The sequence below is a fragment of the Nocardioides cynanchi genome (assembly GCF_008761635.1).
Classification (GTDB): domain Bacteria; phylum Actinomycetota; class Actinomycetes; order Propionibacteriales; family Nocardioidaceae; genus Nocardioides; species Nocardioides cynanchi.
Genome location: NZ_CP044344.1, coordinates 434,725 through 446,384, shown reverse-complemented (window position 1 = coordinate 446,384; position 11,660 = coordinate 434,725). Strand labels below are relative to the sequence as shown.

The 11,660-nt window shown below is 68.4% G+C and carries 11 protein-coding genes; 4 read left to right on the top strand and 7 right to left on the bottom strand.

The genetic code is table 11. From position 1 onward, the window contains the following. Both E3N83_RS02365 and E3N83_RS02360 read right to left on the bottom strand, forming a co-directional pair. On the bottom strand, positions 1 to 363 hold the full coding sequence (locus E3N83_RS02365; RefSeq protein ID WP_202879385.1) for an Rv3143 family two-component system response regulator: 363 nt from the start codon (positions 361 to 363) through the stop codon (positions 1 to 3). A 70-nt stretch (positions 364 to 433) separates the two neighbouring features. Beyond that, the gene (locus tag E3N83_RS02360) at positions 434 to 1,420 is read right to left on the bottom strand and encodes a cytochrome c oxidase assembly protein (RefSeq protein WP_238343031.1); all 987 of its coding nucleotides are present in this window, start codon (positions 1,418 to 1,420) and stop codon (positions 434 to 436) included. A 66-nt stretch (positions 1,421 to 1,486) separates the two neighbouring features. Between E3N83_RS02360 and ctaE the strand changes: the two genes are divergently transcribed. From ctaE to qcrB, 4 genes are read left to right on the top strand one after another with little or no spacing between them, the layout of a single operon-like run. Further along, positions 1,487 to 2,137: an aa3-type cytochrome oxidase subunit III gene (ctaE, locus tag E3N83_RS02355; RefSeq protein WP_151081801.1), complete on the top strand. Its 651-nt coding sequence runs from the start codon at positions 1,487 to 1,489 to the stop codon at positions 2,135 to 2,137. Between the two features lie 17 nt (positions 2,138 to 2,154). Then, positions 2,155 to 3,027 carry a cytochrome bc1 complex diheme cytochrome c subunit gene (gene qcrC / locus E3N83_RS02350; RefSeq protein ID WP_151081800.1) on the top strand — a complete coding sequence of 291 codons (873 nt, stop codon included), beginning with the start codon at positions 2,155 to 2,157 and terminating at the stop codon, positions 3,025 to 3,027. Then, a complete protein-coding gene (gene qcrA, locus E3N83_RS02345; protein ID WP_151081799.1) occupies positions 3,024 to 4,148 on the top strand; it encodes a cytochrome bc1 complex Rieske iron-sulfur subunit in 1,125 nt (374 codons plus the stop codon). Before qcrC ends, qcrA begins: the two co-directional genes overlap by 4 nt. Before the next feature lies 1 nt (position 4,149). Next, complete coding sequence (qcrB, locus tag E3N83_RS02340) at positions 4,150 to 5,901, top strand: cytochrome bc1 complex cytochrome b subunit (RefSeq protein WP_151081798.1); 1,752 nt, start codon at positions 4,150 to 4,152, stop codon at positions 5,899 to 5,901. Between the two features lie 158 nt (positions 5,902 to 6,059). On the opposite strand, the gene E3N83_RS02335 is transcribed toward qcrB, so the two are convergent. The 5 genes from E3N83_RS02335 to ctaC form a co-directional block, all read right to left on the bottom strand. Continuing rightward, the gene (locus E3N83_RS02335; RefSeq protein WP_151081797.1) at positions 6,060 to 7,025 is read right to left on the bottom strand and encodes a PDDEXK family nuclease; all 966 of its coding nucleotides are present in this window, start codon (positions 7,023 to 7,025) and stop codon (positions 6,060 to 6,062) included. 155 nt (positions 7,026 to 7,180) lie between these two features. Beyond that, entirely contained in the window at positions 7,181 to 8,392 is a 1,212-nt protein-coding gene (locus tag E3N83_RS02330; protein ID WP_151081796.1) for a L,D-transpeptidase, read from the bottom strand. Between the two features lie 141 nt (positions 8,393 to 8,533). Then, positions 8,534 to 8,932 carry a cytochrome c oxidase subunit 4 gene (locus E3N83_RS02325; protein WP_151081795.1) on the bottom strand — a complete coding sequence of 133 codons (399 nt, stop codon included), beginning with the start codon at positions 8,930 to 8,932 and terminating at the stop codon, positions 8,534 to 8,536. Next, complete coding sequence (gene ctaD, locus E3N83_RS02320; protein ID WP_151081794.1) at positions 8,929 to 10,674, bottom strand: aa3-type cytochrome oxidase subunit I; 1,746 nt, start codon at positions 10,672 to 10,674, stop codon at positions 8,929 to 8,931. The genes E3N83_RS02325 and ctaD overlap by 4 nt, the downstream gene beginning before the upstream one ends. Then, positions 10,671 to 11,504 (bottom strand): aa3-type cytochrome oxidase subunit II, encoded by an 834-nt coding sequence (gene ctaC, locus E3N83_RS02315; protein ID WP_238343030.1) that lies wholly within the window; start codon positions 11,502 to 11,504, stop codon positions 10,671 to 10,673. The genes ctaD and ctaC overlap by 4 nt, the downstream gene beginning before the upstream one ends. Between the last annotated feature and the right edge of the window lie 156 nt (positions 11,505 to 11,660).

The window sequence follows — 11,660 nt, the reverse complement described above, 5'->3', positions numbered from 1 at the left end:
TCAGGAGGTGGCGGGCACGCGCGAGCGCAGCAGGCCGATCACGGCCTCGGCCAGCTGGACCGGGTCGATCGGGTGCGGCACGGCCGCCTCGGCCCGTGACCACGTCGCCAGCCAGGCGTCCTGGGGGCGACCGGTGAGCACGAGGACCGGAGGGCAGCGGTAGATCTCGTCCTTGAGCTGCTTGGCGATTCCCATGCCGCCGGCGGGCACGGCCTCGCCGTCGAGGATCGCCAGGTCGATGCCGCCGGCGTCCATGTTCGCGATCACGACGGGCTCGGTCGCGACCTCGACGTAGGTCAGCTCGGGCAGGTCGGGATGCGGCCGGCGACCCAGGGCGAGGATGACCTGCTGGCGGACGTCCATGTCGTCGCTGTAGACGAGGACCCGCAACGTGCGGGGCCCGGCCGCGTGGGAGTCGTTCACGAGCAGCAGGCTACCGGTCGGGATCGCCGGCGACCGGACGGCCCACGCCCGCTGCGGCAGCGCGCTCCTGCACCTGCTTCGCCTCCCGCGCCTCGAGCAGGTCGAGGCGGCGGTCCTCACGGACCGCCTCGCGCATGGAGGACCGCACCCACTGCACGAAGAGCACTCCGAAGAAGACCAGCCCGATCGCGTCGCCCGAGCTCCACAGGATGCCGCCGGCCAGCTGCTGGTCGGTGTGCGGGTCGGGCAGCCAGGCGGCCATCGGACCGTGGTGCAGGGCCGGGTACCACGAGCCCCCGAGCAGTCGCTCCTGGGTCATGATCGTGATGCCGAGGAAGGCATGGAACGGCAGGGTGAGAACGACCAGCATCATCCGGGCGGGGTAGGTGATCCGGCCCGGCAGCGGGTCGATACCCATCAGCGGCCAGAAGAACAGGGAGCCGACGAGCACCAGGTGCAGGTGGCTCATCTCGTGCAGGTAGTCGTTGTGCAGGGTGGCGGCGTACCAGCCGCTGAAGTAGAGCGCCCACGGCGTGATCACGTAGAGGGTGAAGGTCAGCGGCGGGAAGGACAGCACCCGGGCCACCCGTGAGTGCAGGACGGCGAGCAGCCAGCGGCGCGGCCGCTTCGGCAGGGTGCGCAGCGCGAGCGTGACCGGGGCTCCCAGCGCCATCGCCAGCGGCACCAGCATGGTCAGGATCATGTGCTGGACCATGTGCACGCTGAGCAGGGTGTCGTCGTACGCCGCCAGGCCGGACACCGTGGCCACCGCGGCGCTGCCCATGCCGACGACCACGAACGAGATGGTCCGGCCCAGGGGCCAGGAGTCGCCACGTCGTCGCAGCACGACGACGCCCCAGAGGTAGAGCGCGGCCGTCAGCACGACCAGCAGCGCGGCCGGTGACAGCGGATCCCACGTCGTGAAGACTCGGCTCGGGGTGAAGCGCGCGAGCGCGTCCTGGCCCTCCGAGACGTGCAGCAGAACGGCGGGGATCACGACGTCGAGAATATGTCGTCCACCCCGAGGGGGTCGGGGTGCCCACCCGAGGAGGCTCGGGACATAATGGCGACCGTGGCGACAGCTTCGACGACGATCCCGGCCTCACGGCTCCACGGACACCACGACCGCCCGAGCATGGTCAGCGTCGGGACGATCATCTGGCTCTCCAGTGAGCTGATGTTCTTTGCTGCCCTCTTCGCGTCGTACTTCACCATCCGCTCGGTGAGCCCCGACCTGTGGGCGCAGAGCACCTCGCACCTGAACGTGCCGTTCGCCTCGGTCAACACCACGATCCTGGTGCTGTCCTCGGCGACCTGCCAGCTCGGTGTCTTCGCGGCCGAGCGCGGCCAGGTCGGCCGCACCGGATCGGTCTTCCAGGTCAAAGGCTGGGGCCTGCGCGAGTGGTTCGTGCTGACCTACATCATGGGCGCGGTGTTCATCGGTGGCCAGGCCACCGAGTACGCCTCGCTGGTCAAGGAGGGCATCACGATCCCGAGCTCCGGCTACGGGTCGATGTTCTACCTCACCACCGGCTTCCACGGCCTCCACGTCACCGGCGGCCTGATCGCGTTCCTCTTCGTGCTCGGGCGCACCTTCCTGGCCAAGCGGTTCACCCACGAGCAGGCGGTCACCGCCATCGTCGTGTCGTACTACTGGCACTTCGTCGACGTGGTGTGGATCGGACTGTTCGCGACCATCTACCTCATCAAGTGACCCCTCAAGGACAGACTGTGCGCCTCCTGGATCGCTCCCTCGGACGACTCTCCCGGCACCGTCGCGGCCCCGTCGCGGGTCTGCTCGTCCTGCTGCTGGGGCTCCTGCTGACCGGCGGCCTCTACTCCGCCTTCTCCCCCGCCTCGGCGCAGACCGACAACAGCGCGGCGCAGATCGCCTCGGGCCGCAAGCTCTTCCTGGTCGGCTGCTCCTTCTGCCACGGCCAGAGCGGCCAGGGCGTGAAGACCCTCGACGGCAACCAGCTCGGCCCCTCGCTGGTCGGGGTCGGCGCCGCCGCGGTCGACTTCCAGGTCGGCACCGGCCGGATGCCGGTCGCGCAGCCCGGCGCCCAGATCCCGCAGAAGGAAGTCGCCTACACGCCGCAGGAGATCGCGGACATGGCGGCGTACGTCGCCTCCCTCGGCCCCGGCCCGGAGATCCCCACCACCCAGGACTACAGCCTCGACGGGCTGTCGCCCGCCGCGCGCCAGGAGATGATCGTCCAGGGCGGGCTAATCTTCCGGACCAACTGCACGGCCTGTCACAACTTCGAGGGCGCAGGCGGTGCGATGCCGCAGGGCGGCTACGCCCCCAAGATCCTCGGCGTCGAGCCCAAGTACATCTACGAGGCGATGCTGACCGGTCCCCAGGCGATGGACAACTTCTCCAACGGCAACCTCTCGCCGGCCGAGAAGCGCGACATCATCGCCTACCTCCAGTCCCTCAAGGACAGCCCCGACTACGGAGGATTCGGCCTCGGTGGCATCGGGCCGGTCAGTGAGGGCCTGGCCGCGTGGCTGGTGGGCATCGGCGGTCTCGTCGGCGTCGCCACCTGGATCGCGGCCCACACCGCCCGCACGTCGAGGACGAAGGCGAAGGTCCAGGCATGAGCGACACGCTTCCTGACGTCACCCACCACGGCGACGCGACGGCCGACGAGGGACACACCCCCGCCCGGGTCGAGGAGCCGCTGCCCAACCCCGGTCTGGCTCCGCACCAGTGGCGGCCGACCGACGTCGACCCCAAGGCCGAGCGGCGCGCGGAGCGTCAGGTCGCGGGGCTCTTCCTGCTCGCGATCCTCGGCGTCGTCCTCTTCATCGCCTCGTACGTCGTCTTCCAGGTGGGCGACAACCCCGACACCATCGGCCACTTCGGCGCCTCCAACCTCGCTCTCGGCCTGTGCCTGTCGCTGACCCTGCTCGCCATGGGCGCGGGCATCATCCAGTGGGCCCGCAAGCTGATGGCCGACCACGAGATCGTGGAGATGCGCCACCCGGCCGCCTCCCCGCAGGAGGACCGCGAGGCCACCGTCGGCATCCTCCAGACCGGTCTCGAGGAGTCCGGACTGGGTCGTCGTCCCCTGATCCGCAACACCCTGTTGGCCGCCGGCGGCGTGCTCGGCCTGGTCCCGGTGATCATGCTGCGCGACCTCGGCCCGCTCCCCGGTGACAAGCTCGACCACACCATCTGGGACCTCGACACCTGGACGCCTGCCGAGCAGGCGTGGTGGAAGACCCAGGGTCGGACCCTCCAGCGCGTCGTACGCGACGTGATCGGCACTCCGATCAAGCTCACCGACCTCGAGGTCGGCGACCTGGTCAACGCCGAGCCGGAGATCCTCTTCGCCGTCGACGACAACCAGCAGCCGATCGTGGACGGCACCGAGCGCATCGCCGCCACCGCCAAGGCCGCGGTGATCCTGCACCGGATGAACCCGCAGGAGATCGTGTCGGCGCAGACCAGGAACTGGTCGGTCGACGGCATCGTCTGCTACTCCAAGATCTGCACCCACGTCGGCTGCCCCATCTCGCTGAACGAGCGCACCACCCACCACCTGCTCTGCCCGTGCCATCAGTCGACCTTCGACCTGGCCGACAGCGGCCGGGTGCTGTTCGGGCCGGCTGCCCGGGCGCTGCCCCAGCTCGAGCTCACGGTGGACGAACAGGGGTACCTCGCCGCACGGCGCGACTTCACCCAACCGGTCGGACCTAGCTTCTGGGAGCGTGGTTGAGATGTCACTGGACACCAGCAAGATCGCCTCGACCAACCGCGACAAGCCGGCCACCGCCCAGAAGTCGAGCAAGGCGGGTGCCGCGGCCACCTGGGCCGACGACCGGCTCGGCCTGGCGACGCTGGCCAAGAAGAACCTGCGCAAGGTCTTCCCCGACCACTGGTCCTTCATGCTCGGCGAGATCGCCCTGTGGAGCTTCGTCGTCCTCCTGCTGACCGGTGTGTTCCTGACCCTGTGGTTCACGCCCAGCATGGGCGAGACGACGTACCAGGGCTCGTACGCCGCGCTCCGGGGCGTCCCCATGTCCGAGGCCTTCGCCTCGACGCTGCACCTCTCGTTCGACGTGCGCGGCGGTCTGCTGATGCGGCAGATGCACCACTGGGCGGCCATGCTCTTCGTCGGCTCGATGATGATCCACCTGCTGCGGGTCTACTTCACCGGCGCGTTCCGCAAGCCTCGCGAGCTGAACTGGGTGATCGGCTGCATCCTGCTGCTCCTCGGCACCCTCGAGGGCTTCACGGGCTACTCCCTGCCGGACGACCTGCTCTCCGGCACCGGGATCCGCGCCGCCGACGGCTTCATCAAGGCGACGCCGGTGGTCGGCACCTACATGGACTTCTTCCTGTTCGGCGGCGAGTTCCCGGGTGAGTCGATCATCCCGCGCCTCTACACCGTCCACGTGCTGCTGATCCCGGGTCTGCTGCTGGCCCTGATCGGCGCGCACATGCTGCTGCTGGTCTTCCACAAGCACACCCAGTGGCCCGGCCCCGGTCGCACCGAGGAGAACGTCGTCGGCTACCCGATGCTGCCGGTCTACATGGCCAAGGCCGGCGGGTTCTTCTTCATGGTCTTCGGGGTCACCGCGCTGATGGGTGCGCTGCTCTCGATCAACCCGGTCTGGAAGTTCGGGCCCTACGACCCGACCAAGGTGACCGCGGGATCCCAGCCCGACTGGTACATGGGCTGGCCCGACGGCGCCCTGCGGATCATGCCCAACTGGGAGACCCACATCTGGGGCCACACCATCTCCTGGAACGTGCTGCTGCCGATCCAGGTGCTGCCCGGGGTGATGTTCACGGTGCTGCTGATGCTGCCCTTCATCGAGTCGTGGATCACCGGTGACAAGCGCAACCACCACCTGCTCCAGCGGCCGCGCAACGCCCCGACCCGCACCGCCACCATGGTGGCGCTGATGACGCTCTACGGGCTCTTCTGGGCCGCGGGCGGCAACGACATCATCGCGATCACGTTCCACTCGTCGATCAACCACATCACCTACTTCATGCGGGCCGCGATCTTCATCGTGCCGCCGATCGCGTTCTTCATCACCCGGCGCTGGTGCATCGGGCTGCAGCGCGCCGACAACGACCGCCTGCTACACGGCTACGAGAGCGGCATCATCATGCGCTCGGCCGAGGGCGGGTACACCGAGCGCCACCTACCGATCAGCGAGGCCAGCGCCTACACGCTCACCGCCCGGCAGCGCGACGAGGTGTACGTCCCCGAGGCCGACACCGACGAGAACGGCGTGGTCGCCCCCGGCACCCGCGCCGGCCGGGTGCGGGCGCGTCTCTCGCGGGCGATGTACGCCGACAACGTGCAGAAGCCGACCGCCGAGGAGCTCGAGGAGGCCCGGCATCACGCCGAGCACGCCCGCGAGCTCGAGGCCGGCCTCGACCACCCGGCGTCGGGTCACGAGTTCGACGACCACGCCCTGCGCGACACCCCGGACGTCCCCCTCCGCTCCCACTGAGTCGGCGCAAAGAGACACGCGCAGGCCGCCGAGTCGGCGCAAAGAGACACGCGCAGGCGGCCGAGTCGGCACAAAGAGACACGCGCAGGCGGCCGAGTCGGCACAAAGAGACACGCGGAGGCAGCCGAGTCGGCGCAGAGAGGCGCGCGGCCGATCCCTCACCTGATGACGCGGCGACGACTTCGAAGCGTACGGCGCGCCTCGGCGATGTCGCGGGTCAGGCGGTCGGAGGCGACGTGGCCCGTCCCGCGGACATCTGCGGCCACGAAGATGCCGAACATCCAGCCATCGGTCTCCTCCAGCCACGCGCGTCGCGAGGAGTCCGCCTCGGCACGGTCCTGGCCGTGGTACTCCTCCCCGTCGTACTCCGCGGCGTACCTCAGCTCCGGAACGGCGAAGTCCAGGTAGAACGAGCCACGCGGCCCGGCCACCTGGAACTGCGGTTCGAAGGGCGGCAGGCCGGGAGTGTCGTGCCAGATCAGGGCCAGGTTGCACTCACCGGGTGAGGCAAGCCGCGGATCGCACAGGGGCGTCAGGTCACGCAGCTGGCACACCCAGCGGTGACCCTTGAACCGACCATCAGCCTGGAGCCTGATGTCGTCCAGGGTGAAGTCAGCAACCTTCAGCATCGAGCACATGGCGGCGAACGCTTGGCGGCGAGGCAGGTGCATCCCGAGGTCGCACATCGTGCGCCGCCGTGTGGTGACCCGGAGGCCGCCGATCTCCTCGATCTCCGATGCCAGGAGCTGGCGTTGACCGCTGCGGACGAGTCCGCGTCGGATCCGCCCACCGGGAGGCAGGTACAGGTCCAGCGGCGGTAGCTGGAGATGCGCGTTGGGCTCGAGGACCATCGGTGCGCCATGGAGCCAGGCAGCGGTCCGGTCGGTCACGACGGCCTTCGCGGGAACGACGAGTCGCAGACACTCCAGACGGAGGTCCAGGGAGTCCTCGAGCTGGGCGGCGTACAAGACGCCGTGCACGGGCGCCACGAGGAGGCCGTCGCGCACCCACGCGCGGAGCCGCCGAGGATCCACACCCTGCTTCCGCGCCCACCGTGTGGTGAACGGACGGTCGACGGGCACGCGCGCCGCGGTGGTCAGGTAGGCGGAGGGCCAGGAGTACATGCAGCTGGGATGCCCGGGCCGGCAGTGCACCAACCGACTCGGCTCGCGCCCTGTGGACGACGCCTCGAGATCGCTGCCCCTGGGTGCCGACTCGACGTGTTCTGGCTGCCTGTTTGTGCCGACTCGGCGTGTTCTGGCTGCCTGTTTGTGCCGAGTCAGTGGAGGGCGGAGCCCTGGGCGTAGGTCTTGAAGGACTCGTTCCAGTCGCCGTAGCCGTTGGTGAGCGTCATCGGGCGGTCGGTGCCCGTGGTCTCGACCACGTCGCCGACCCGGCTCAGGTGGTAGAGCCAGCCGGCGTTGGAGGTGCTCATGCCGGTGCAGCCGTGCGAGACGTTCGAGTGACCCTGGTAGGCCACCGACCACGGCGCAGCGTGCAGGAACTCCCCGGAGAACGTCATCCGCATCGCGAACTCGACGTTGTTCAGGTCGTAGCCGTTCGGGCTGTTGGGGTCGATGCCGATCGTCTCGGAGTTCATCCGGGTGCGCCGGTCCTTCTCCACGATCACCTTGACCCCGGACCGGGTGGTGAAGCCGGGCATGCCGGTGGTCACCGGGATCGTGCGCAGCAGCTGGCCGTTGCTGAAGACCCGCAGCTGGTCGGTCTTCGCGTTCACCTTGTAGATGTGCGCGTCGCCGACCGTGAAGTGGATCTGCCGGTCGAGCTGGCCGAAGATCCCGTTGCCCGCAGGCACGCTGTTGATGTCGGTGTTCACCGTGACCTGGGTGCCGGCCTTCCAGTACGTCGCCGGACGCCAGTGCACCTCGGTGTCGCTGATCCAGTGCCAGCTACCCCTCTGGGCGGGCGCGGAGACGACCTGCAGGTGCTTCTCGATCGAGGCGTGGTCGGTGACCGGCACGTCGAAGTGCACGATCACCGGCATCCCCACCCCGACGGTCTGGCCGTCCAGGGGCGTGATCGACGGGAAGGTCTGCTGGTCCAGGGTCAGCGCGGCCGTCCGGAAGTGGCTGATCCGGTTGAGCGCGTCACCGGCGTCGGTCGTGGCCGCCGCCCGCACGGTGTACGACGTACCGGGCTCGAGCAGGGCGCCGGCTGTCCACGACGTCTGGTCGGCCGAGAGCTTGCCCGGCACCGAGCCGGCCTTGGAGGTCACCGTGACCGAGTCGAGCGTCGCGTGGTCGGCTTTCACCTTGACCACTCGGTCGACGGGCACACCGGTCGCCCCGCGCGCGATGTTGCTGGCCACCGCACCGACCACCGGAGCCTGGCTGCTGGGCGTCGTGTGGACTCCCTTGGTGGGTCCACCGGCACTCTGTGGCGACGAGCCACTGCCCGTGCCACAGCCGGCCAGGACCACCCCGGCACACCCCAGCGCCACCGCAAGGGCGCGCACACGCAAGAACGACATCGAACTCCCCGAAGGTAAAGACGGACACCTCAGACTAACCCGGCACCCCACGGGGGACGGGAATCGCCGAGCGGTCGGAGACCACCCACCACTAGGACGTGCCGGACCCCGGAACGGTTGTGAAGAGCCCCGGACAGGGCCTCAGTGGGCGTGCTCGCCGCGGTAGTACTCGAACACGAAGCCGGACAGCGCCAGCGCGCCCAGCCCGAAGCCGATGATCACCAGCCACCACGCGGCCATCGCCACGGCGTACACGATCACCGCGAGGGCGCCGGCGCACCACAACGGCCACCAGGAGTACGGCGGGAAGAACCCGAGCTCGCCGGCGCCGTCGGCGATCTCGGCGTCCTTGCGGTCCTCCGGTCGCGGCTCCATCTTGGCGGCGTGGAAACCGAGGTAGAGGGTCACCATCGCGGCCAGCAGGGTGGTCATCACCAGTGCCGACGTGCCGGTCCAGTCACCGGCGATCAGCCAGTACGCCGGGCTGACCACGACGAAGAACGCCGTGGTGATGCCGAAGATCCAGGCCTCGACCTTCACTGCTCGTCGCCCCCGTCCATCTGCTCGCGCAGGTGCTCCTCACGGCCGTCCACGCTGGGCGCGTCGACCACGTTGGTCTCGCCGAGGGCGTCGTTCTGCTCCATCTCCATGGCTGCGATCTCCGGGTGGTGCAGGTCGAAGGCCGGCGACTCCGAGCGGATCCGCGGGATCGACTCGAAGTTGTGGCGCGGTGGTGGGCAGCTGGTGGCCCACTCCAGGGACCGTCCCCAGCCCCAGGGGTCGTCGACCTCGACGAGCGGTGCGTTGCGGGAGATCCAGACGTTGTAGAGGAACGGGAACGTCGACGCCGCCAGCAGGAACGCGCCCGCGGTGGAGATCTGGTTGAGCGTCGTGAAGCCGTCCTGCGGGAGGTAGTCGGCGTACCGCCGTGGCATGCCCTCCACCCCCAGCCAGTGCTGCACCAGGAAGGTGGTGTGGAACCCGATGAACAGCATCCAGAAGTGGACCTTGCCCAACCGCTCGTCCAGCATCCGCCCGGTCATCTTCGGCCACCAGAAGTAGAAGCCCGCGAACATCGCGAACACCACCGTCCCGAAGACCACGTAGTGGAAGTGCGCGACCACGAAGTAGGAGTCGGAGACGTGGAAGTCCAGCGGCGGGCTGGCCAGGATCACGCCGGTCAGGCCACCGAACAGGAACGTCGTGAGGAACCCGAGCGTCCAGAGCATCGGGGTGTCGAACGATATGGAACCGCCCCACATCGTGCCGATCCAGTTGAAGAACTTGACCCCCGTCGGAACCGCGATCAGGAAGGTCATACCGGAGAAGAACGGGAGGTCGACCTTGCCGGTGACGAACATGTGGTGGGCCCACACCGCGATCGAGAGGATCGCGATGCCGAGCGTGGCGCCGACCAGCCCGACGTAGCCGAAGATCGGCTTGCGGCTGAAGACCGGGATGATCTCGGAGACGATGCCGAAGAACGGCAGCGCGATGATGTAGACCTCGGGATGCCCGAAGAACCAGAACAGGTGCTGCCACAAGATGGCGCCGCCGTGACTGGTGTCGAAGACGTGGGCCCCGAGTTGTCGGTCGGCCTCCAGCGACAGCAGGGCCCCGGCCAGCACCGGGAACGCGACCAGCACGAGCAGGCTGGTGACCATCGTGTTCCACACGAAGATCGGCATCCGGAACATCGTCATCCCGGGCGCACGCATGCAGATGATCGTGGTGATGAAGTTGACCGCGCCGAGGATGGTGCCGAGACCCGCCATCCACAGACCCATGATCCAGAGGTCACCACCCACGCTCGGTGAGCGGACGGCGTCCGAGAGCGGCGTGTAGGCGAACCAGCCGAAGTCGGCCGCACCCGACGGGGTCAGGAAGCCCGAGCCCGCGATCAGCCCGCCGAACAGGAACAGCCAGTAGCTGAACATGTTCAGCCGCGGGAACGCGACGTCGGGCGAGCCGATCTGGAGCGGCATCAGGACGTTGCCGAAGCCGAAGAACAGCGGCGTCGCGAACAGCAACAGCATGATCGTGCCGTGCATCGTGAACAGCTGGTTGTAGACCTCGTCGTTGACGAACTGCATGCCGGGGTTGGCCAGCTCCGAGCGCATCAGCAGGGCCATGATCCCGCCGACGAGGAACCAGGCGAACGAGGTGGCGAGGTAGAGCTTGCCGATCACCTTGTGGTCGGTCGTCGTGATCACCCGGACGATCGACTTGCCGAGCTCGCGCCGCGGACGCGCCATCGTGGTGGGCGCGGTGGTGGCCGTCATTTGGCTGCTCCCGGGGTCGTCTCGAGGCCGGCCTGCGTCTGGGAGGTGATCCCGCCCAGCAGCGGCTGGTCGGACACGTTGCCCTGCGTCTGGAGGCTCTGGAGGTACGTCGTGTAGTCGGCTTGGCTGACGATCTTGACGTTGAAGAGCATCCGCGAGTGGTAGACCCCGCAGAGCTCGTAGCACTTGCCGCGGTAGTCACCGATCACGGTCGGGGTGACCGAGAAGTGGTTGTCGTCCTTGACCGGCCCGGGGATGACGTCCATCTTCTCCAGGAAGCCCGGCACCCCGAAGTCGTGGATCACGTCGGGCGAGTGCAGCTTGAACTCCACGGTCTTGTCCACCGGGAGGTAGAGGGTCGGAGGGCTGCCGGCCTCACCGACGCTGTAGAGGACCTGGTTGCCGGGCGTCGGCACCTTGCCGCCGGGCAGGTAGTTGAACGTCCACGTCCACTGCTGCCCCACGACGTACACCGTCAGGTCGGGCGGCGGGACGTCCTCGCGGATGAGGTTCTGCGTGCGCTCGGTGTGCACGAAGAAGACCACGACCATCACGATCGGCGCGATCGTGTAGAAGATCTCCAGCGGCAGGTTGTAGCGCGTCTGCACGGGAACCTCGTCGTCGCTGCGACGGCGGAACCGCCAGATGGCGTAGAAGATCAGGCCCCAGGTGATGGCGCCGGTGGCCAGCGCGGCGACCCAGGCCCAGCGCCAGAGCATGAAGACGTGCTCGCCCTGGGAGGTCGCGGGGTCGGGCATGGCGAGGTTGGACCACTCGTGCTGCGTCTGTCCCGAGCAGCCGGTGAGCGCGACGAGAAGCAGCAGCGACACCAGGACGAGCCCGACCCGGCTGCCGGTCCCCCGACTGGGAGTACGACGAGGTGTTGCGTCCGAGGAAGCAGGGACTTGCCGACCCACGAACGAGCCTTTCTCTCGGCGTTCACCAACAGCCCGCACACTATCCGAACGGGGAACCACTTGCGGTGG